General features: G+C 66.9%; 12 protein-coding genes and 1 pseudogene. 10 read left to right on the plus strand and 3 right to left on the minus strand.

The features are described from left to right. Nucleotides 1–57: 57 nt before the first annotated feature. The 5 genes and pseudogenes from Sru02f_RS20225 (at nt 58) to Sru02f_RS20245 (ending at nt 7,596) form a co-directional block, all read left to right on the plus strand. Complete coding sequence (locus Sru02f_RS20225; protein ID WP_159107524.1) at nt 58–1,422, plus strand: AlbA family DNA-binding domain-containing protein; 1,365 nt, start codon at nt 58–60, stop codon at nt 1,420–1,422. Between the two features lie 915 nt (nt 1,423–2,337). Continuing rightward, nucleotides 2,338–2,873, plus strand: a pseudogene (locus Sru02f_RS20230) (DUF6584 family protein). Between the two features lie 282 nt (nt 2,874–3,155). Further along, nucleotides 3,156–4,031 carry a glycosyltransferase family 32 protein gene (locus Sru02f_RS20235; RefSeq protein WP_218030705.1) on the plus strand — a complete coding sequence of 292 codons (876 nt, stop codon included), beginning with the start codon at nt 3,156–3,158 and terminating at the stop codon, nt 4,029–4,031. A gap of 65 nt (nt 4,032–4,096) precedes the next feature. Then, nucleotides 4,097–6,253 (plus strand): family 16 glycosylhydrolase, encoded by a 2,157-nt coding sequence (locus Sru02f_RS20240; RefSeq protein WP_159107525.1) that lies wholly within the window; start codon nt 4,097–4,099, stop codon nt 6,251–6,253. Nucleotides 6,254–6,477: 224 nt separating this feature from the next. Next, entirely contained in the window at nt 6,478–7,596 is a 1,119-nt protein-coding gene (locus Sru02f_RS20245; RefSeq protein WP_109031368.1) for an IS630 family transposase, read from the plus strand. A 60-nt stretch (nt 7,597–7,656) separates the two neighbouring features. Here the strand turns inward: Sru02f_RS20245 and Sru02f_RS20250 are convergent, their stop codons facing one another. Together Sru02f_RS20250 and Sru02f_RS20255 are read right to left on the minus strand one after the other, a co-directional pair. Continuing rightward, complete coding sequence (locus Sru02f_RS20250) at nt 7,657–8,289, minus strand: DUF6368 family protein (RefSeq protein ID WP_109031369.1); 633 nt, start codon at nt 8,287–8,289, stop codon at nt 7,657–7,659. A gap of 704 nt (nt 8,290–8,993) precedes the next feature. Then, the gene (locus tag Sru02f_RS20255; RefSeq protein WP_109031370.1) at nt 8,994–9,368 is read right to left on the minus strand and encodes a transposase; all 375 of its coding nucleotides are present in this window, start codon (nt 9,366–9,368) and stop codon (nt 8,994–8,996) included. Nucleotides 9,369–9,476: 108 nt separating this feature from the next. On the opposite strand from Sru02f_RS20255, the gene Sru02f_RS20260 reads away from it, so the two are divergent. Continuing rightward, entirely contained in the window at nt 9,477–9,884 is a 408-nt protein-coding gene (locus Sru02f_RS20260) for a DUF6228 family protein (protein ID WP_109031507.1), read from the plus strand. 506 nt (nt 9,885–10,390) lie between these two features. On the opposite strand, the gene Sru02f_RS20265 is transcribed toward Sru02f_RS20260, so the two are convergent. Further along, a complete protein-coding gene (locus tag Sru02f_RS20265; protein WP_159107526.1) occupies nt 10,391–12,223 on the minus strand; it encodes a P-loop NTPase family protein in 1,833 nt (610 codons plus the stop codon). A 190-nt stretch (nt 12,224–12,413) separates the two neighbouring features. Between Sru02f_RS20265 and Sru02f_RS20270 the strand changes: the two genes are divergently transcribed. The 4 genes from Sru02f_RS20270 to Sru02f_RS20285 all read left to right on the plus strand — a co-directional run bounded on the left by Sru02f_RS20270 (nt 12,414) and on the right by Sru02f_RS20285 (nt 23,195). Continuing rightward, nucleotides 12,414–13,142 (plus strand): SAVMC3_10250 family protein, encoded by a 729-nt coding sequence (locus tag Sru02f_RS20270; RefSeq protein WP_109031372.1) that lies wholly within the window; start codon nt 12,414–12,416, stop codon nt 13,140–13,142. Nucleotides 13,143–13,189: 47 nt separating this feature from the next. Continuing rightward, a complete protein-coding gene (locus Sru02f_RS20275) occupies nt 13,190–15,304 on the plus strand; it encodes an AIPR family protein (protein ID WP_159107527.1) in 2,115 nt (704 codons plus the stop codon). Between the two features lies 1 nt (nt 15,305). After that, a complete protein-coding gene (locus Sru02f_RS20280) occupies nt 15,306–16,646 on the plus strand; it encodes a serine/threonine-protein kinase (RefSeq protein WP_159107528.1) in 1,341 nt (446 codons plus the stop codon). Nucleotides 16,647–20,297: 3,651 nt separating this feature from the next. Next, the gene (locus Sru02f_RS20285; RefSeq protein WP_244941810.1) at nt 20,298–23,195 is read left to right on the plus strand and encodes a CRISPR-associated endonuclease Cas3''; all 2,898 of its coding nucleotides are present in this window, start codon (nt 20,298–20,300) and stop codon (nt 23,193–23,195) included. Nucleotides 23,196–23,392 lie beyond the last annotated feature (197 nt).

A 23,392-nucleotide genomic window follows, 5' to 3' on the forward strand; every position in this document is an offset into this window, starting at 1 on the left:
GCCCTCATCTCGGAATTGCGTGGTGACGAGCCGGTGGCCTCATCTAGCGTGACCTAGTTGACGATCGTCATTATCATGCCCGAACACTCCGGAGTACCGATGGCTCTGCCGACCAGGCTCACCGCCGCCGTGGGACGACACCCCGATCACCTCACCGAGAACGATCTGCAGCGCGCGGTTGACAGCCAGATACCCGAGAGCGTCGACCTCGACTGGAAGAAGGACTTCTACCAGGGCACCGACGCGGGCAAGAAGGAGCTCGCCAAGGACGTATCCGCCATGGCCAACACCGTCGGTGGCATGGTCATCATCGGCGTCGACGACGGCAAAAGAGACCACGCACATGCCCTGGCCCCCTCCGAGCCGGTCCCGGGCCGCGGCGAGGAGTGGATCCGCTCGGTACTCGCCAACTGGATCCAGCCCGTCGTCCCCAACGTGGGCGTGCGACCGGTGAAGTCCACTGCTTACGATGGCAAGATCTACTGGGTCCTCACCGTGCTCCCAAGCACCCAAGCCCCGCACGCCGTCGCGTCTCCGGGCAACGACTACAACTTCCGCGTGCACGTCCGGCACGGAACCACGACCCGTACCCTGGCTGAATCAGAGATCGCCCAGCGATACCGTGACCGCTTCCAGGCAGCCTCCGACGACATCGACCGCCTGCGACAGGTAACCGACGCAGGCCGTCGTTACCTGTCGGACTATCTGACCAGGACCGTGGACGGCGATAGTGCTCCGGTGACCTACTACCCGGGCTGGGTCAGCCTTGCTGCAGTTCCGGCCGTACGCGGCACCTATCCCTTGGCCACCCGGACCGATCGCGACGCTGCCTTCAACCGCTTCCACGACCTCGCCTGCCACGGAGTGACGATCAACGCGCGGCCCCAGCACCCCCCGTTGGTAGGCCGCCGGCAAGTCCGCTTCGAGGGCTTCCCCACCGGCCAACTCCATCAAGACGGCAGCTTCTACGCCGCACGGACCATTAGCCTCCACAACGATCAGCGCGACGCCGACGGACCCCAACAGATGTCCCAGCGGACATTCGAACTCGATCTCGTCACCCTGGTGCAAGCAGCCGCGGCCTGGGCAGCAGAGACCGGAGCGGCCGGCGACCTGATGCTGTCAGCCGCACTGCACCGCTACGACGGCAGCGACACACTCGTCCGACTGGTCGTGACCGAAAGCGCCTTCCAACGCGGCCCGGCTCTACCGTTCCCTACCGTTCCCGCGCAGACTGTGGGTGATCTCGCCGCCATCGTCACCGACAAGCGGGAAGCCGTTGTCGTGGCCTGTGCACTCGCCTCAGACCTGCTGGCCGACATGGGAGCCCACCAGCCGCACATCCTGACCCCTGAGGGAGACATCCTGACGGACCGGCTCAACGATGCACTCCGCCACCAGCTCACAGGCTGGGAGTCATAGCACGGCTGGACCGAAGCCCTTCAGGACAGTGAAGGGCCCCGAGGACTCCGGGGGCCCTCCTCCGTGTCCTGCACCCTCGACGGCGGGCAGCTGCGCGGCAGTCATGCTCAGCGGAGCAAGATCTCCAGGAGTTGATCGAAGAAGCCGTCGACCACAGACAGTGCGGCCGCAGTATCGGGGAGTTCAGCCCCTCCGAACCGGTACACCTCGTAACCAAGCAGATGCGTGCACGGCTCGCCGACGGTCACTCCCGCTCGCGCGGGCACTACGCTCAAGTACTTCGCAGCAGCTGGTGGTTCGACGAGTCATTCCCGCTCGCGCGGGACCGGGGATGCCCCTAGTTTTGTGGTGATCACTGTAGGAGTCACTCCCGCTCGCGCAGGCTCTGACTGTCGTGCGCGGTGCTGCACGACCTCGGCCACGAGTCATCCCCACTCGCGCTGGCGCTGCTGGTGCAGCCATGAGGGCGAGAAGGAGCCGTGATGGCCACTCCCGCTGGCGCGGACAGTGCAACGCTGCGGTCACCGCCCTGGACAGGAAGTCGGGATCACTTCCGCTCACGCGGGCTCGCTGGCCGTTGACCACCTGGCAAGGCTCACAGCACGAGCCACCACCGCTCCTGCGGGCTCTTTCTCATCGGCATCGTGATGGCCGGCGAGTCATCCCCGCTAGCGGAGGGGCGAGGCCGAGATCGGCTCTCTCCGGCCTTCCTCGTACGGGTCACCCCCGCTCGCGCGGGCGCTACCTGATCATCGACGTCACCGACCCGAATCCTGATGAGTCACTCCCGCTCGTGCGGGGCCCGAGACCTGTGTCTCCTGACGGGGTGGGTCTCCTGTGGAGTCACTCCCGCTCGCGCGGGACGTGTGCACCTGCAGCCTAGCAACTGGGCAAGTCAGTCTTCAGCGCACCTAGATGAGTGCGGAGCCGCGAAACCAGGTCGAGACACTTGCCCGAGTCGGTGTCAATCTGGCCGCCGGCCGGGTTCCCCTCGCGCGCCAGCGCCTGCGCGGTCTCGTCTAGTCTTTCCCGCACGACCTGATGCTCCGCCGTCGTCTGGCCGAGGTGTACCGGTTCTACGGCGACGCCGCCGATGCTGGCCGTTGGATGTACCTCGAGGAGGATCGGAACGCCGACGAGACCGCTGCCTTCGAGGCACGGTACGGGTCTCCCGGGTGGCGGATGAAAGCCCTCGCCTGGCAGGGCCCCGAGGCGAAGGCCGCCACCGTTTTCGCGGAGAAGCAACTGATCGCGGTGCGGACCGCCTGCGTCGAGGAATTGGGCATCCCGTCGACTGGGACGATCCCGCCTTCTACTGGGACGGCGGCCTGGAAGGGGAGTACGAGACGCCTACCAGGCCATGGACGGTCGGCGGCAACCAAGTCCGACAACTCCTCAAAGCCGTTCCGCCTCCCCAACCTCATACCGGAGAGGACACCCACCACCAGTAGATCACTCACGTAACGGAGTACTACGAGACCGACCATGTGCTCGCGGCACCAGTTGCTGGCATCGGTCCCGAGGAGAGTCGTCCATGCCTGGTTGATGCCGAGCACCGGTACGAGCAGTGAAAAGAGAGCGGAGGGCTGCACGGTCGGTGCCCGACAGGGTGGCGGGAACCGACGCTGTCAGTGCCTGCTGCCACACTGGCCACAGAACAGGAAGGTAAGGGGGGACGTGCCGTGGCCCGGAGCAGCGGATTCCACCAGAGGGACCTCTCGGCAGGAATGCCGATGACCGCACTCACGCCACCTGGGCTGCGCGACCCGTCGCAGACAGTGGGAGCATGCACCCTCACCGCGCAGGACATCGAGGAGGACCACGCACGCAGGTCCCTTTACCTTCGGCACCTGACGAGCATGCTGTCCCAGCCCATCACAACAGCCCCGGCCTCCACGATCCCCTACGTGATCGTCCAGTTCTGGGACGACACCTCGGACATCCCTGCCGACGTGCTGGAGTGCATGACGAGCTGGGCGGCGCTGGAAGACCAGGGGTTTCGGCGGGAGGTCTACGACGACGGTTCGGCACGCGCGCTGATCAAATCCCAGTTCACAGACGCGCACACGGCAGCCTTCGACGCCTGTGCTCACCCGGCGATGCGCAGCGACTACTTCCGGCTGTGCTACCTCGCCCGAAACGGCGGTTTCTACGTCGACGCGGACGACGTCTACCAGGGCACCGACTGGACCCCGCTGTTCCGCGACTCGCGGCTGCGCCTGCAGGCACTGTGCTACGACACAATCTCCGGCACCATGGCAGACCCACGGCAGGCCTTGACGGCCGACTGCCATGGCGACAGGTTCATCCACTACGTCAACAACAACCCGATCATCGCTCCCGCCGAGAATCCGGTCGTCGTCGCAGCACTGGAGGCAGCCACGGCTGCGCTCCTGGCCCACCCCGGCGGCCCCCTGGACATCCAGTCCACGACGGGGCCGGGCAACCTCACCGTCGCACTCGCCAGCCATGCCCTCCACTGCCAGCAAGCTGAACAACCAGTCGACGCCGAGATTCTCCTGGACTGGGACACCGTGGCTGTGAGCCGCTGGCCGCTCAGTTACCGCGATGACGAGCGCAATTGGCGCCTATGGAGCCAGCAGCAGTGACCCCCTGGGGGCAGACGCCCGCTCAGCCGCACCTTTCGGAACCAGCAAGGCAGTGTCTTCCACTCATGAACATCAACTCTCTGCACGGCCTGTCCGTCCCGTTGCGGGACCGCGTCCGCTACCGCATCAGACGTCTGTCCGCCCGACGATGGAGTCGCGCGTTCTCGTCCCACCACGAGACCACCGCCATCGAGCGTATATACGTGATCAACCTCGATCGCGCCCAGGAGCGGTGGACCGTGGTCAACCGGGAACTCGGCCGGTTCAGAGAAGCGACAGGGCACCCGCTGCACACCCTCGCCAGGCGCTTCCCGGCCATCGACGCCCGATACCTCCAGGGCCCGCCCCCGCGGGACCTCCTCGAACCCACCTACACCCTGGCCGAGCAGCTTCTGGTCGACCCACACCCTCACCTCACCATCGACGACGTCGCACGCGCCACACGTATCGACATGACACCGCAAGAGATCGCGGTAGCCCTCTCACACATCCACGTGTGGCAACTCATCGCCGCCAGTAACACGCCCTACACCCTGATACTCGAAGACGACGCATACATCACCCGGACCTGCATGTCCGTGCTCCACAATGCCTGGAAGGACATACAGGAAGCATCCAATGCCGGCCATTCCGTCGACCTTCTCTATCTCTCCTACCAGGAGACCGGTGAGAAGACAGAATCACGACGCCGCACTAGGCCGCTGCTACGGCCTCCCAACGGGGGAGTGTGGCAGCTCTCCGGCTACGTCCTCTCCCAAGCCGGAGCACGCAAACTCCTCGACCAACTTCCGGCCCACGGCCCCATCGACCTGTGGATCAACCAGCAGTTCCCCCGCCTTCACGTGCAGATGACCGACGGCCCGGTCATCCAGCAGCGCCCCGGCATCGCCTCAAGCAACTCCTACTCGGTCATGCCGGTCCTGGCGAAGGTGGGCGCCCTCCGACGCGAATCACCTCAAATTCTCCCGCACCGCCCGGCCCGAGAACCGATCCTGGTCGTCGGCGAACCCGGGACCGGCCTGACCACCGTCGCCAAGGCCCTCTCCGTTCTGGGACTGCGCTGCGCCAGCGACCTGACGGCGCTGCCCGCCCACGAAACCCAGGCGCTCGTCCGCGGGAGCCGTCGCCGCATATTCGACGCCTACGTCAACATCGGCTCCCTCACTCCACGGGAGGTCACAGGCATCGTCTCCTCGACCCGGGTACGTCTCATCATGACGACCGCGACGGCGACGGCACAGCCGTCGCCCCCGTTTCAGCAGGCGTGGAAGCTGCAACGGCCCCAACGCCGACTCCTTCTCCCGGCCGACGACCCCGATCCTTGGCAGACACTCGCCCGGTTCCTCGCCTGCGACTATCCCGCTCACCCCTGGCCCAGCCAGCCAGAGCAGGGCCAGCGACACGTCACAGCCCGCTCACACAGCGATGCGATACCTTCCGGACGCGCTCTGGCCTGGGACACCAGCCCCTGGATCGTCCAACGCGCAGGATGGCCAGGCATCACGCTCAAAACGCCAGCCCGCCAAGACTCTGCTCTCCAGCCCAGCCAGAACGCGATCACTTGGCACGAAGGTACCCGGCTCGAGGACAGTCACTGGTACCTCCGAGAGGACACCTTCCCCAGCAACAAAGCCCTCTTCCGGCCCGGCAACGCAACCCTGCCACTGCACGGGCCTGCCTCCCTCACGCTCCGAGAAGAGGCGACCAGAGTCCGTGACCTCACCGGCGCCGCAATAGCCAGCCGTCCATCCTTCACCTATGGCTCCTTCAACGCACGCCTGCGCGTCCCCTCCGGACCAGGCCTGGTGACGGGACTGTTCCTCCACCGCAACGGCCCCCGCCAAGAGATCGATATCGAGATCCTCGGCCGGGACACCACCTGCATGCTCATCAACGTCTTCTACAACCCCGGCAACCCCGGCACGAGACTGGAGCACGGCTACCGCGGCACGCCCACCGTCATCGACCTGGGCTTCGACGCGTCGGAAGCATTCCACGACTACGAAATCGACTGGCAGCCCGACTACATCCGGTGGAGGGTGGACGGGACCACGGTGCACGAGCGGGTGACATGGGACCCGACACCGATCCCCGACCAGCCGCTGGAGTTCAACGTGAACCTGTGGAGCAGTGAGTCCACCGAATTCGCCGGCCCGCTCGACAAGCAGATCCTCCCGGCCGTCCTGGAGATTGCCTCACTCAAGGCTCACCGCCCGACATAGGCATGACACGCCAGCATCAAGCCGTAGACAGGGGGCTTTTGCCTAGAGCGACTCGCCATCCCGCCCAAGTGGCCGTGGCGGGCGCGGTACCTACCCGCCGGCATCAGCCGGCGCCGGCCCTGGCCTACCCGGTCTTCCTAGTGCTCTGACCGCATAGGTTCGCCGGGTTGGCGGTCGTAGCGGTTGGATGTGCGGTGACATCCGATCCGACCGCTGGAGGCGCGGTGGCCGAGCCCGTCCGTGTGCGCAGACTGACCGACCAGGAGGGTCAGAAGCTGCAGCAGATCGCGCGCCGGGGCAGCGCCAGTTCGGTTCGCTACCGGCGGGCGATGATGCTGCTGGCCTCGGCCGGCGGGAACCGAGTGCCGGTGATCGCCCAGCTGGTGCAGGCCGACGAGGACACCGTCAGGGATGTGATCCACGCATTCAATGAGAAGGGCCTGGCCTGTCTGGACCCTCAGTGGGCGGGAGGCCGTCCCCGCCGACTCAGCGATGACGACGAGGACTTCGTCATCGCGACGGCCACTACCCGCCCGGTCAAGTTCGGCCAGCCGTTCACCCGCTGGTCGCTGCGCAAGCTGGTCGCCTACCTGCGCAAAGTGCACGGCCGGGTGATCCGCATCGGCCGTGAGGCGTTACGGTGCCTGCTCGCCCGCCGCGGCGTCACCTTCCAGCGCACCAAGACCTGGAAGGAGTCCCCGGACCCCGAGCGGGAGGTGAAGCTGGAGCGTGTCGAGCACGTCCTGGACCACTTCCCGGACCGGGTGTTCGCCTTCGACGAGTTCGGCCCACTCGGGATCCGGCCCACCGCGGGCTCGGGCTGGGCCGAACAACGGCATCCCGACCGGCTGCCGGCCACCTACCACCGCACCCACGGAGTCCGGTACTTCCACGGCTGCTACTCGGTCGGCGACGACCGGCTGTGGGGCGTGAACCGGCGAAAGAAGGGAGCCGTGAACACGCTGGCCGCGCTGAGATCGGTCCGTGCCGCCCGGCCCGACGGCGCACCGATCTACGTGATCCTGGACAACCTGTCCGCCCACAAGGGCGCCGACATCCGTCGCTGGGCGAAGAAGCACAAGGTCGAGCTGTGTTTCACCCCGACCTACGCCTCGTGGGCGAACCCGATCGAAGCGCACTTCGGACCGCTGCGGCAGTTCACCATCGCCAACTCGAACCACCCCAACCACACCGTGCAGACCCGGGCCCTGCACGGCTACCTCCGCTGGCGCAATGCCAATGCCCGCCACCATGACGTCCTGGTCGCCGAACGCAAGGAACGCGCCCGTATCCGCAGCGAGAAAGGCATCCGCTGGGGCGGCCGACCCGCTCTCGCCGCATGATCAGGCGACCTGGCGAACGTTCCAGGTCACAGCACCACCTCCGCCGCGAATCTGTCTGGGCTACTTGACCAGCCGGAAGGCGGGGTGCCCAACCCAGGCCCGCAGGAACTCCGCCGATCCCAGCACCATCCAGTCGTCGCCCGCGATCCCCAACACCCCCGGAAGGCCAGCGACGACCGACGCCTGTCCATCCAGCAGCTCGACATTGGCCACGCCCCCGATGACGTCCATGACAGCGGCGGTCAGCAGGGCCGTGGTCACATGGTCGATCTCGCGATTGCAGCCGGCGCTGACATTGATGGCATGGGTCGGTCTGAAGCCGAGGATGGCCTCCACCTCGGGCTCGTCCGCGTGCTCAGCCTCGAAGGTACTCTCGTCGCCGACGCCCGGCCCCATCAAGTAGACCAGGAAGGGCCGACGCCAGTCCTCGCGCTGCGGATTGAATCCCACCAGGCCTGTGAGCTCCTCGTCCGCGGAGGTGTTGCCGAGGAGTGGCAGCGGGAACGGCTTTCGCCAGTCCTTCTCTCGCCTGTCCTCGACGCCCAGTCGCTCTGCGGGCACGTTGACGTCGAAGAACCCGGGCCGCTTCTCGTCGAAGTGGGAGGAGAGCCCCACCATCAACGCGCGAAACTCCCGCAGCGCAGCCGGGGAGAGCGGCTCCGCCAACTCGATCACCAACGTCGGACCAGACATGCTGGGAGCCTAGTTTGATCGGCTCTGCGACCGCTCGCATTGTTCCCACACCGAGTCCAGCCGGTCCGAGCACCGACGCCGCCAACCCGGCGAACCTATGCGGTCAGAGCACTAGCCGGCAGACTGATCACATCGGAGGCGGCCGTCCAGTCGTCGCGGTACGAGACGGGCAGCAGCCGAAGCTGCTGTGCGTGCGTGCTGCCGTAAGCGGCCGCAGAAGGGCTGGGGCACTCCCGCTCGCGTGGACGCCAGCCTGCACTCGGAGACGGTACTTGAGCTATCCCCGACCGGCGTGGTCCCGCCTGTCGCGCCTCCGCGTGCACGGCCCCTACCTCCTGATCGCCGCAAACACCCCGGCGCGCTCCGCAACCCCCGCTCGCGCGGGCGCTACGCAAGGGCGCCTTCCATGGCGCGCGGGTACCTCGCGTCACTCCCGCTCCTGCGGGCGATAAGCCTCGGCGATCCACGTGACATCATGCGCCGGGTGTCACCCCTCCCGGGGGCACTCCCGCTCACGCGGACTGACCGGCCAAGTGTAAGGCGAACACCTTGCTGTCCGCGTTGCTCTTGCGTGCGGGCGTTAAGGCTTGAGAGCAAGGCTGTCGCGGGTCTTCGCGGCAGAGACCGCGGTGACCAGCGGTAGACCCTGGGCGTCAGTCAAGATGTGGATCTGCCGGGTTTGCCCCGGTGGACCGGATTCGGCCCTACGAGCTGGCCCCCCTTTTCGCCCGGACCGAGGCAGAGTCGACCAGAGCAGCCGACCAGTCGATCACCCCTGCGGCACCCAGCCTGTCAAGGACTTCGTTGTGGAGGCGCCGCCACAACGAAGTCCTTGTCCATGCAGTAAACCGGCGGTGCGCAGTGGCCGGGCTCACGCCGAAGCAGGGCGGTAGGCGACGCCAAGCACACGACGTGGTCAGCGCGTACACGATCGCGCAGAACACTTTCCGGTCCGTCACCGGAGCCGTTCCACCGCCCTGCCGACGTGGTTTGAACGGCGGTATCAGTGGCACCGCAATCTCCCACAGCCCGTCAGGAATGAGATCGCGCTCAAGATCCACAGCCACACTGGCGATCATGCCTCAAAGCGGCTCCGTCCGATGCCGACCCAGCCGGGAGCGCGACGGCTGCCCAGCCCGGTCTTCTAGCCTGACCGCGTGATCGACTACGACGACTCCGGCCGCCCTATGGTCCACGTGGGGAACTCCGGGCCCGCACGCCTACTGCTCTCGGAGCCGACCCGGCGGTACGAGGACGAACCAACAATCGACTTCCTCATCAGGGCCCGCGGACCCTGGGGAAGTATCGAAACCTCGGTGGAGACCTGGGACGGCGACGGTCTCGACACTTTCCTCGCGTCACTTGCCGAAGACTTCCGGGGCTGGAAAGGAGTGCGCACCTGGCACTCCCTCTGCTACGACCTGATCCTCTCAGCGGAACACCACCCTGGTGGCCACGTCCGATTGACGTGGGGAATCCGCGACCGGGCACCCTCCGAGGAATGGCAGTTCGAGACCATCACGATGCACGCGGCAGGGGAGGACATGCGCAACCTCAGTGCCGAGATCCACACGCTCATCGCGAGCGTCGCGTAGTAACTGAACGAACCCCGAAGCCGGTCCCCACCACGTGAGATGACGCCTTATACCAGGGGGCGGGGGACTCCCCCTCGCGCTTGCACTATTGGTTGTTGGCGGGGCTTGGCTTCAGCGGCAGCGAATCATTCCCGCTCGCGCGGGACTACGTCCTGCGTAAGCAGGAGGATGAGATGCGGCGCGAGTCACCCCCGCTCGCGCGGGCACTGCGTCGATCTGATCAACGGCAGACTGGCAACGCAGTCCTGTCGATCGTCACCTCATCCCTGAGCGCACTGGTAGGCATCTCCGCCGGACAGTGAGGAGGCGTTGTCCATCAACGCCTTCCAGAACTCACTCAGCGGAGGGCATTCCTGCGTCATGGCAGGCAGGTCCTGGTCTCCGGCACGCAGTTCCGAGACCGGCTATCAAGGAAACCGCCGGTCGGCAGCACAAGCCGGGAGACTGCGGGAGCCGCGACCGCCCTGCCTGCCCGGCCGGCACCAGGGCGGCAGGACGAGTGCATTTCAGGCGCTGCGTGGTGCGTGGTCGAAGAACCGGCTGTCGGTGTCGACGGGGATCTCGCGGACGCCTGGATAGGGGTGGGGGAGCGGATCGTTGATGGCGGCGATGACCTGACAGGCGTACCCGTCGGACGAGGGGTCGCCGGCGACGTCGATGAGGGTGTCGACCAGCCGCAGTCCGGTGGCCTGGTCCACGGCTCCGAGGTCGGCGAGCGGCGAGTCAATGATCATCAGAGGGGGGACGCGGACGGCGGCGTCGGTCCGGCCGAGATCGCGCAGCGCCAGCAGCAGCGCGACGTTGATGACGACTCTGGGGCTGCCAGCGACCGAGCTTTCGGTGAACGTCTTGTCGGGGTGGCCGCGTTCCTTGACCCGGGTGGTGAAGTCGGTGGGGTCGATGTAGGCAGTCTCAACGTCCGGATTGATCTGCTGAAGCCGGGCCAAGAAGAGCTCGGTCCAGCGAGCGACGATCTCCTTGCGGCGTACCTCGTGGGCGGTGAGCGCGGCATCACGGGCGTCTTTCGCCGTCTCCATGTCGGCCTTGGCGGCGTCGATGACCTGCTGCTGCGTTGTGATGAAGTCGGATGACTCCAGCCACTGCTTGAGCCGCGCGACATCGCGGCTCAGCCCGTGGGCGGACTTTTCGGCCTGCTGAGCGACAGCGCGAGCCGGCTGAAGGCGGTGCTGGTCGTAGGCGTCGCGTTCTGTGAGCGCGGCGGCTGCCGCGTCCTCCGACGACTCTGCTGCCGAGAGGGCCGCGGCCAAGGCCTCCTCCAGACGCCGGAGTTTCAACCGGAGACGCTCGACTTTCGCCCGGGCGGCGGCGATATTCCGCTCGCGCTGATCGACGGTGTCCTGGCAGGCCTGCCCGCACTGCCGGCACAGGCCCGGCTCTCGCTCGGGCAGGGGCCGGCCGCAGCGGGTGCAGTCCTCGGAAGGCGGGGTGAGCAGCTCACCGAGGGCGCCTTCTGCGCGAGCGTGCTCGGCGGTCGCGCCCTGCAGCCTCTCGTGCGCGGCGGAGGCCCGCTTGGCGGCCTTCTTGCGGTCGGTGTCGGCGGCTTTGTGCAGCGCGATGAGCCTGCCGTGCTCTCCGATCGCGCCGTTCAAGGCCGCGGCGGCCTTCTGCCAGGTGCTCGCCGCCGCGGCGTGTTCGCGCTGCTTCTGTTCGTAGTCGGAGCGGACTCGGTCCGGGTCGGAGAGGCCGCCCTTGTCCCGCAGCTTTTTGAACGCCGTCAGGTCTGCCTTGGCCTTGTTGAACCGGGAAGTGGTCTCGGCTGCGTTCTTCTCCAGACCGGCGAGGTCCGTGTCCCACAGCCCGAGGATCGCCTCCAGGACGAGGACGCGTTCCTCGTCCTTACCTCCGCCCAGGAAGGCGGAGGCGATCGTGTGCTGCCGCAGGGCCAGGACGGTGTTGTAGTAGTCATCCAAGTCCAGGCGGGTGGCCCCCCGGGCTGCTCGCGGCAGGCCCAAAAGGTCCTGGATGAACGCGCCGGCTGTCACCTCGCCGGCCTTCGCGCTCCTGACGGGCAGCGAGTGCTCGACGTCCTCGTCCAGATTCCTCACCGACACCCGGGCACGCGGGTTGGAGCCGCTGCGGGTGGCTTGCCAGCGGGTGCCCCCGACGCGGAACGTCAGCCGGATCTGTCGGCACGTACCGACCTCCGGCATGATCGTCGCCGTGGTCAGGCCCAAAGGGTAGAGCAGTGCTTCCAGAGCAGTGGACTTGCCCGCCCCGGAGTGACCCACAAGGAAGGTCACCAGGCCCCTGATGAAGCGGGCCAGCCAGACGTCGCCACGCTGAAACTCCAACTTCTCGATCACAAACGACGGGCCCACCAGGTCTCCTTCACATCAGGCGCTGATCCACACCTGAAACGACCGTCGGCCGAAGGAGTGACGCAGCCGCAGGTCCCTCCCGGCTCTGCCTCGGGTGAAACGGCTCGCGGTGCGGATGCACGTACGCGCTGCTTACTGGTCGGAGCGCGATGGCAGGATAGGCGGGTACAGCCGGACACCAGGGGGCGCAATGCGTGAGTTTGTGTACGTATCAGACGGAAAGCTGCAACAATTCCTACCCAAGCCGTCCCGGCTGATGCGGCCCAGCGCCATACGCCTGACCACGCCCCTGGGCGGCCTGGACGTCGAGCCGGGCACCCCTGGCGCCGAACGTGGACGGCTCCAGCACTTGGAACGGGTCGACAAGCACCTCAACAGCCAGGCCGACTGGTTCGCAGACCCTGAACTGCGCCCCGGCCGCTGGGTCTGGTTCGAGGCGCCGCTGCGCTTCATCACCCTCCGGGGCGCATACCAGCACCTGGTTCTCTTCGCTGATCCCGCTCCCGGGGAAGACCCTGCACACGAGCAGGAAACAGGCTGCCGTCTGCTGATGCACGGCTCCGCCCGACACCTCCTCGGATACGCACCCGTCACGATCGACGGGCCCCCGCTTGAGGGGATCGAAGGTGGCTCCAGCATCGGAACAACGTTCCTGACGACCGCTGGTCACGTGGTACAGGCCTTGTCGCTGGAACACAACCCCGCGGCAGACAGCACGCCACCGCCGAGTCTGGACCTCAGCGGCGCCGGCGTCCGGCACCTGGTGGACGCACTCGACGCCCGGCACGAGCAGGCGGGAAGCGCCGCACTCATGCACGGGTACGCCCGGGTGACGTCCGTACTGCCGGCCACGGACAGCGCTCAGCGGCTGGTCGTGGCAAGCCCTCTGACCGTGGAGTACGCGTACAACCAGTCATGACACGCCAAACGACCCACGACCGCGCAGAACGATGAAGGATGCCCCACATGAACGGCACCGGCGATGACCTGCCAGATGTGATCCGCTTCCTGCGCGGCTACCTCACGGAGACCTTCGCAGACCTGATCGACATGGGGGACCTCAACCGCTATCCCTCGGCCGGAAGGGACTTGGGCTTCCTCTCGCGAGCCCTGGCAGCTCAGGCTGTGCGCATCCTCACCCAATGCAGCGCCCAGGAGGCCGCAGCCGCAGTGACAGACGGCGTGGACGACAACGGAATCGACGCCGTCGCCTTTTCGCCGAACGGCTCGGACATCTGGTTCATCCAGGCAAAGTGGAGCGACAGAGGCAGGGCGGTACTAGGAGAGGAGGGCGCCCTCAAGCTTGTGGCAGGACTGCGCCGCTTGGCCAGCGGCCACTACGAGGGCGTCAACGCGAAAATCAATCGCCTGCTCACAGGGATCGACGAGGCACTGAGTTCACCGCGGTGCACCGTGCACTTGGTCGCCGCCCTCGCCGGAGACGGCCAGCTCACCCACCAAGCGGAACAACGGCTGGCCCGGGTGGGGGAGGAGTTTGGCTTCGACGGCCGTACCCCGGTCAAAGTACATACGCTCGGTCTGGCGGACTTCCACTCCTCAGCCCGCCTCCACACTGCCCACGCACCGGTGCGCATCACGGCGACTCTCACACAGGGCTGGCACGCGGTTCACACGCCATACCCGGCGTACATCGGAAGCGTCCCCGCCGGCGAAGCAGCCGCATGGTTCGAGGCACACGGCTCCCACCTGCTGGCTCCGGCCCTGCGCAACGCCCGCAACGACCGGATCGATCAGACCCTCGTCGAGCAACTCATCAGCGAGCCCGAGCACTTCTGGTACCTCTCCAGCGGCGTCACAATCCTGTGCGACTCCGTCAGCGCGCAGTTCTTCGCCCGCCGAATCCCGGGAGAACCAGCCCGGCTCGAACTCGAAAACGCACGAGTCATCAACGGGGCGAGCACTCTCGCCTCGGTGGCTCACGCGGTGGCACGCCACCCCGCCACTACCGAACACGCACTCGTCCCACTGCGTGTGATCTGCGTCGACAACGCACCAGGACACTTCCTCTCCCAGCTCACAACAGCCTCCCAAAGCGACAGCAGCGCGGACCTCCTCGACAGGATCGAAGCCGACCCGCAGCAACTGCAGATCCGTGAGGAGTTCGCCGCGGAGCTGGGAAAGCACTACGTCTTCAAACGGGGCACCCCGCCCCCCGCACCCAGCGCCGGATGCACCATGCAGGAAGCAGCCGTCGCCCTCGCCTGCGCCCACCCGGACGTCTCCCTGACCGCTCACACGAGCTCCGACCTCGAGTACGTCCTCCTCCCGTCCCCGGCCGGCGCCTACACCCGCCTGTTCGGCCAGGCCCCGCCCGGCCGCCAGATCTGGGCAGTGGTACAGGCACACCGCCTGGTCCAAAGCACCCTGGCCGACATCACGCGCGCCGCATCCCCGTGGACGCGCGACGTGATGGAGCACGGCAACCTTCTGATCAGTCACCTTGTCCTCCAGAGCATCGGCCTTGAGGAAACCGAGTACTGGGTTCAGAGCGCACAGGAAAGTCAGGACTGGGCGTTGGAATGGACCAAGGACATCGTCCGCGCGCTCGCATCCGCCGCAAAGAACCTCTACGGGCAAAACGTCTTCCTGGCCAGCGTGTTCACCGACGCCCACAAGTGCCGCAGACTCGCTGAGGCTGTCAACGGAGAGCTTGCCACCCTCAACCAAGCACGAAACGGCAGCCCTGCCCCTCACGTAAGGCGCCGCCCCAGCAGCGTCTCGGTCCTGGTCGACCACGCCCGCATCCCGGACGGCACACGCCTGATCTACCGCCCCAGCAGTCCTGTCGAAGATCAAGCCATCGGCGACTGGCTGCGTGAAGACCCCCGACGCTACCTCGCCACATGGGTCAACGACCGTCAGCGCCCGTTGATCTGGGAAGCCGACCAGCAGGCCTACTCACCCAGCGGACTCGTCATGCACATCTGGAGGGAAGCTCGCTGGAACGAGGCCCCCGTCGCGGTCCGAGGCCCCGCCAGCTGGTACATGCCCGGCGAAAGCACACTCGCCGACCTCGCCGGACAGCTCACCCCCCGCGCAGCGCTGGATGGCGGCGCCTGACGTGAGAACCATCAACGACCGCTACGAACTGCGCACCCTACTGGGACAGGGCAGCATGGGACAGGTCTGGCAAGCCTGGGACAACCGACTCAAACGCGCCATCGCGATCAAAATCATCAGCCCCGAACGACTCGCCACCCCCACCAACGGCCTCACAGCTGAAGACATGATCGCCCGCTTCCGCCGCGAAGCCGAACTCGGCGCCCGGTTCTCCCACCCCAACATGCCCGTACTCCACGACGCAGAACTACACGGAGGCGGGAAAGACCTCTACATGGTCTGGGAACTGGTGCTGGGCAAAAACCTCGGCGAAATCCTCGACGAGAACAGACGCCTCCCCGCGGACCAAGCCCTCTTCATCGCCCAGCAGACAGCACAAGTGCTGGACAGCCTGCACTCCTACCCGGTGATCCACCGGGACGTGAAACCAGCCAATATCATGGTCACCGACGCAGGCGCCGTAAAACTCCTCGATCTCGGCATAGCTGCGGTGTTCGGCACCGCGAACCCCCGCCTGACGCAAGCAGGTCAACTACTCGGCACCCTCGCCTACATGGCGCCAGAACAATTCAGCAGCGGTCTCATAGCTCCTCAGACCGACCTGTACGCCTTGGGCTGCGTCATGTACGAAATGCTCGCGGGCGAACCCCCATACACCGGCGAAGCCATCGTCATCATGGACGGACACCGCAACGGCACACCAGTACCGCTGCAGACCCTGTGCCCGGACCTACACCCACAGATCGTCGAACTCGTCATGAGCCTCCTGGCCAAAGACACCACCGAGCGCCCCGCCTCCGCTCGCCGCGTCCTCGACCAGCTCAACGCCCTCTACGTCACTGCCCGACCAGCGACACCCCCAACACCCCCGAAGAGCGCACCGCCAGGCAAACCCACCAATCCGGAACTTCCAGCCGCAACCCGCAAGGGCCAAGCCCTCGCGCTCTTCCACGCCGGCCACTTCGGGAAGGCCCTACCGCTCTACTCCGCCCTCAGCACCGAACTGGCCGACGCTGGCCCCGACCACGCAGCCGAGGCCGCAGAGTGCCAAGCCAAAGCCGCCCACTGCCACCTACGCCTAGGCAACGTCGAGTACGCCCTCAGCGCCTACATCTCCCTGGCCGAAACACTCCCCCAGGACGACCCACTTGAGCCCTTGCTGCTCGACGTGCGATGCGAGATCGCACTGCTACAGGAAATGACAGACCGACCAGAGGCTCTGGAATCCCTGGCGAACCTGTACCCCCTACTAGACAAACACTTTGGCCGCGACGTACCCCGGACGACGCAAGTACGCGAAGCCCTCAACCGTGCCGCGGCGCGCTCCGTGCCGGGCTCGTGACCGTGCCGAGCGAGGGGCGGAGGACGCATGACCGAGCCGATCACCGGATGGATCTGGGAGCACAGTTTGCGGGCCCTTCTTGAGTTGCTGTCCCGCTACAGCGGATACGCCTTCGACGAAACCGGCTGGGAAACCATTGCAGCCGGCGTGCAGGACACCGACGATAAAGCGAAGTCGGTTCTGTCTGGAGGGCTGCTGGCAGGGAGTCGGTGCGGACGCGGGTCCCTCAAGCCTGTCGGCCTGAGGGACCCGCGTGCCGTTTCAGCGGCTGGCAGCGGTATTGCACGTGTCGCTCGGACCAGATCGCGTGATCTCGTACGGATGTGTCGAGGTGGAGTGGGATCATAACGACTACGAAGGCACCAGCGCTGACGTGGAGTTCCTGGACTGGTACTCGCTCCTTGTGTGCCAACCTCGTCGTGCCGCCTCAACAACTGCTGTCGCGTCGGACACGGCAACGGTCCTGGAAGCGGTCCGGGAGGCCGGTTACCGGGCCGTCCCCGTTTGCGACTACGAAGATCTTCTGCAGAAACCGGGCACTGAACATCGGCCGACCTGACGGGTGGTTGGTTCGATGCCGCCGGCAGAGCATGAAGAGAGTTCCTGGTAGATGGGTTCACAACCAAGATGCCAGCCCGCCAGGAGCTCTCAGCTTACTCGGGCCCTGCTCTGTGCGCTCGTCGTGTACCAGGGGGCGAGGTGGCTCCCCCCCCTCGCGCTGGCACTACTGGATGTAAGCGGAGCCTGGCTTCAGCGGCACCGAGTCACCCCCGCTCGCGCGGGCACTACGTTCTGCGTAAGCAGGAGGATGAGCTGCGGCGCGAGTCATTCCCGCTTGTGCGGACACCAAGTATTCCACCACATGGTGAAGGAGACCGAGGCCGTATCACCCCCGCTCGCGCGGGCGTTACGTCTCACCGGGCCGAGTGGTGATAGGCATGGCTCCCGGTCGAAGGGCCTCCGGAGAAACGCGTGGCCGTTCGACCAGGGCGGTCGGGTCACTCCCACTCGTGCGTAACGCGGCGCCGTGAAACCTGCGCACCGTCATGACCGCGTCACTCCCGCTTGCGCGGGCGTAATGGGTGCAGCAATGAGAGCGAGACGAGATCGCTGGAGCCACACCCGCTCACGCGTGCTCTACTGAACGATCCATGCCCGCCCGGACATCGTCGAATCACTCCCGCTCACGCGGATTTGCGGGCAGGTACCCACCGTTGAGCCGCAGTGGAGAGAGTCACCCCCGCTCCGTGGCCGGTCAGGGTTTATGCGCCGGGTTACTCCCGCTTGCGCGGGCTTCCGATGGTACATCTGCAGAACACAGAGATCGAGTCACTCCTGCTTGTCCGGGCTCCGCCGATGGAAGTGCAAGGCGATGGTCGTCAGCGTCGGGTCACTCCCGCTCGCGCGGGCTCCATGCATTCCATGACAACACTCGCATCCCCGCCGACGGGTCACTCCCGCTTCCATCCCGCTCGCGTGGGCTCCACCCGATCACTGCTGCCGCGTGCGCGCTGTAGTGGGTGGGAGTCACTCCCGCTCGCGCAGGCTGTGCAGAAACGTGCGGGATCGTTCGGTCAGTGCGGTCGGAGCATTCCTGCTCGCGCAGGCTTCACGGCGCCGGTGTTGCCAGCGGACTCGACCTCTGAGATCACTACAGCCCGGCGTGTGCCGGAATCCCTGCGTTGAACACAGCGGGCCAGAGAACCGAGTTGCTCCCGCTCGTGCGAGCGCTACGTCCACGAGCGGCGGGACGCCCGGACCGGGCCCTGCCAGCCAAAAGCTCCAGGGGAGTCACCCCCGCTCACGCAGGCACAACCTGGTGTTCAGCCCGTTCAGTAGGTACGCGTACGAGTCACTTCCGCTCGCGCGGGCTCCACACCGCAGCGATCGGCACCACTGACGACGGACGCGGGTCATCCCTGCTCGTGCGGGCGTTCCACTACGTGATCATCCATAGCAGCCTGGACGGCGAGTCATCCCCGCTCGCGCAGGCGTTACCCTCTCTGGCCTGGACACTCTAGCGTATTTTGCTTGCATTTTGCATGGGTTGAGTAGGGGAAGGATGATACGACCGACCGAAGACCTCGTACTGCCTCCGGGGCGTGCTTCGGAAGTCGCCTGCCCCCGCTCAACGGGCTCGGCAACGCTGCGGTCACCGTCCTGGACAGGAAGTCTGGATCACCCCCGCTACCGCAGGCTTACCTCATCGTCCAAACGCGCGGGTTCTTCAGGCCGTTGGCCACCCGGATCGACACCAGCGTTGGGTCACTCCCGCTCCCGCAGGCGGCACGAGACGGCGGACAACATGCTCACCTCCCGGGCCGAGTCACTCCTACTCGCGCAGGCGCTACTTCGGGGCCGTCCGATCCGGTTCGCCACCCTCGAATCACTCCCGCTCGCGCGGGCGTTACGGCGTATCGAAACGGGTGTTGAGCGAGAGCCGGGAGTCATCCCCGCTCGCGCGGGCGTCACCCTCTCTGACCTGGGCAACCTAGCGCATTTACCCGTCTTTGCTTGAGTCTGGGTAGAGGAATGATGATGCGACCGACGATCTCGTACTGCTTCCAGGCATACTGCAGAAGTCGCCAGCCAGCCGATGACCTTGTTGCTGGCCCCGGAGGCGACAGCCCGCTGCCTCGTGGCCGGATAGATCACGAAGTTTCCCACGGCCAACGCGGCAAAGACGCTGGACGCGGTGCCCCCGCTCGCGCGGGCGTTCCGCTCTTCCGTGGCGCATGCGAGCGATCTCCAGGCCACGGTAGGGGCTGCCGCATGTATGTGTCCGGCCGCGGTGTCCACCGTCCGTTCCGGGAGAGTGGCAACCCGATGGCGCCCCGGGGTGCCGCCGCTCGTGCGGACGCTGCGTCTTCTGCTTGTACGTCTTCTTACTGATGGTCGTGTCACTCCCGCTCGCGCGGGCGCTACCTGATCATCGACGTCACCGACCCGAATCCTGCCGAGTCACTTCCGCTCGCGCAGACGCTACTCCACCAAGGTTGCGCGGATCATCGTGCCCGTCGAGTCATCCCCGCTCGCGCGGGCGCTACCGGTGGCGAATCGTGGGCCGGGACGCGGTCGTCGAGTCATTCACGTTTCCGCGGACTGCACTGGCCTGGTTCATGAGTCGCTGGCTGAGCAACTCTGATACGCACGGACTGTACTACTTACGTTTAAAGTCTGCAGCCACGGAAGGCCAATTCAACTCCGCTCACGCAGGCTCCACCCCATTGTGGAAACGCACTGGAGTACGTCGCCGAGTCCCCACGCTCGCGCGGGCGCTACGCAACCGGCAGCCGTTCCCGGACAGCCCGAACGGGTCACTCACTCCCGCTCGCGCGGGCGCTGCGGCGCCGGCTACGTAGAGCTGCTGCCGGTGCGCGGGTCACTCCCGCTCGCGCGGGTGCTGCGACTGCGAAGGCGGCCGCCGTGTCTACCTCGCCGGGCCACTCCCGCTCGCGCGGGCGCTGCTGGTCGGCGCTGTGGGCCATTGCGAGCAGCGGCGGGTCACTCCCGCTCGCGCGGGCGCTGCCCTCTCCGGCCCGGCGGTTCTGGCATGGTGTGCCTGTCATTTGCTTCTGACTGGCTGGGAGATGATGGCACACGGGACTGGATGCACGGCAGGAATCTCTGCTTTCTGGCGTTCGTGGTCTCGTGAGCAGCACGGGGTGGCAGCGTTGGGGGATGGGAGTTGTTGAGGATGCCCGGTATGACGGTGTTGACCGTCGTCCGTGGGGGAAGTTCGACCGCACGACGCTGAGGGTGTACTCGCTGCTGTTCCACCTGATCGATGTGGGGGCGGTGGCCGGGGTGCTGTGGGACCGGTTCCTGACCCCGAGCCAGCACCGGGTCATCAGCGCAGGGCTCAACATGCCGCAGGAGCAGGCGCGTTCGGTGGTGTGTTTCCTGGCTGCCATGCACGACAACGGGAAGCTGATCCCGTATTTCCAGGCTCTCGAGCCTGCGGCGTATGTGCGGCTGGGGGAGGACCTGTTGGCGGACACGGGCCCGGTGGTGCATGTGCCGCACGCGCGTGCGTCGATGCATGTGGGGCTGCAACTGCTGAGCGAACTGGGATTCGCCGTTGGCGGTAACGACAGTCCCGCTGTTCGTGCTGCGCAGTGTCTGGGCGGGCATCATGGCCGGTTCCTGCAACTCGACGTGGACGGGGCGGCGTCCGCCCAGCGGGTGGAGGCCACGTTGGGCGGGCCCGCGTGGCAGGATCTGCGTCGCCGCTACGCCCGGCTGCTGTGGCACCTGTTCGGCGTCGATGAGGCTTCGGAGCGGCTGTCGGTGGAGGCGGCCGTGCTGATCACGGGGCTGACGATGGTCGCGGACCGGGTTGCGAGTCAGCGCCGGTACTGGGTGCCCAACGCGGACACGCCGTCCTTCGGCGCCGCCGAGCACCACAGCCGCGCCCGTCGGCAGGCAGAGGAGGAAGTCGAGCGGCTCGGCCTTACCCGCTTCGCATTGGACCGGATCCCGTTCACCACCGCGCACCCGGGACTGGAGGAACCGAACGCTCTGCAGCGTTCCGTGATGGAGGAATTGCCGCGCCTGGTCGCCGAGCGGGGGAGCGGCATCGCGGTCGTCACGGACGCGATGGGCACGGGCAAGAGCGTGGCCGCGCTGGAGATGGCGCGGATCTTCAACGAGCACTGCGGTACCCAGGGGCTGATGTGGCTGCTGCCGGCGACGGCCGCCGCCGATCAGGCCTACGAGGTCCTGGACCGCTATGTGCGCGCCCACCAGCCCGGGTACGCGCCGGTGACGCTGGTGCACCACCACAGCGACCTCAACGAGGCATACACCGGCCGGATCCTGTCCCCGGCCGACGCCACCGTCGTGGACGGGCCGCCCGACGACCCGTTCACCGACGACCAGGACGACTCCTTTGCCGACGACGAAACCGAGTACGGTCCGGGCGCCGCGGGGCCCGACCGGTGGCTGCGTGGCAGGGACAACGCACTGTTGGCCCAGTACACCGTCTCCACCACTGACCAGGCACAGATGGCAGTCCTGCCCGTCCGCCACAGTGCGCTGCGCATGCTGGCTCTGTCGGGCAAGACCGTTGTGGTCGACGAAGCCCACGCGCTGGACCCGTTCAGCCAGCTCCAGCTGCTGCGCCTGCTGCAGTGGCTGGGAGCCCTGAACTGCCCGGTCGTCCTGCTGTCGGCGACGATGCCCGCATCGACCGCCACCGACCTGGTGCGGGCCTACCTGTGGGGCGCTGGCCGTACTGGTCTGCACGGTGCCTCGTTCGCCCCCGGCTATCCCAGGTGGCTGTTCGCGGATGCGGCGACCGCCGTCGTCCACCGCATGCCCGAGCAGGCCCAGGACGAGCAACGGGCCGTCCAACGCAGGAGCGCACGCATCCACGTCCGCCCGGTCACCTACCGGCCCCTGGGGCCGGCCGGCCGTACGGTCGAAGCGGGGGAGCGCCTTGCGGTGGTCGCCGACGTGCTCCAGCGGGTCATCCGCCACAGCGGGTGCGCGGCCGTGGTGTGCGCGACGGTCGGCGACGCGCAGGACACCTACCAGTACCTGCGCCGCATCTGGAGCGGCGCGCCTGACGACCTGGTCCTCGTCCATGCCCGGGTGAGGGGGCGGCGACGGCAGAGCACACTGGGAGACCTCCGCCACCGGCTGGGTCCGACGGGCCCGCGCCCGGCCCGGCGCGTCTTCGTCACCACCAGTCTCCTCGACGTGAGTCTGGACATCGACGTCGACCTGATGGTCAGCGACCTCGCCTCTGTGGCACGCCTGCTGCAGCGCATGGGCCGTCTGGGCCGCTTCACACGCCTGTGGACCGGACAGGGGCGTCGGCCCGTCTGGTGGGACGGGGAGAACAGTCCGACGCTGACGGTGCTGCACCCGGTCAACTCCCGTGGCGCGACCGCCCTGCCGCCCGGCTGGGACACGGTCGAGCCCGCTGTCGCCCTCCATGAAACCGCCCGGCTCCTGCCGGCCCTGGAGAAACAACCGCTCGTCGTCCCCGACGACGTCCAGGCTCTCGTCGAACAGGTCCACGGTGTCACCTCCGGGTTCGCAGCCCAGACGACGCGCCTGCAGCAGATGGCCGCCGCCCACCAGGCCCGCACCAGCCGCCAGGAGCAGCTCAGCGCAGTCCACCTGGTACCCCCGCCCAAACGGGTCTCTTCCCTGGCCGACCTGCACCGCCAGCACCTCACCACCGCCCAGGCCGCAACCAGGCCCGGTGTCCTGCCCCGCCGGCTGCTGCCCTGTTACCGAAGTGCCGACGGCACGCTGACGCTCGACGCAGCAGGCCTGCTGCCGCTCCCGGACCAGGAACACCTCGGCCCGCGCCACCTGCGCAGCGTCCTCGAACACTCACTGCCCGTCCCGGCCGCCTGGGTCGCCCGCGCTTCCGCCCCGCACCAGCCGCCCGCCAGCTGGAAGCAGCACCCCCTGCTCGCCGACATCGTGCTGCTGCCCACCGACTCCGTAACCCGTGAGAGTGAACATCATTTCGGCCAGCACTGGCTCCGCATGGACGAAGAACTCGGCCTCCAACACCGCAAACAGCAGTAATCACGATGCGTGAAGCCCAGAGCCAAAAGCATTACGCCATTACTTGATCGTCGGACTTTCTCACTGGTCGTGAGAGACGGCAGCGGCATGGTTCGCTGTACCCGCGACCCCGTCGAACCCTCGACCGCACCTCGCACATCCTTCCCCTCGCCCCACAAGGGCGCGGTGACGACCCCTTGCCCAGCCGTGCCTACGCG

The organism is Streptomyces rubrogriseus (assembly GCF_027947575.1).
In the GTDB taxonomy this organism is placed as follows: Bacteria; Actinomycetota; Actinomycetes; order Streptomycetales; family Streptomycetaceae; genus Streptomyces; species Streptomyces rubrogriseus.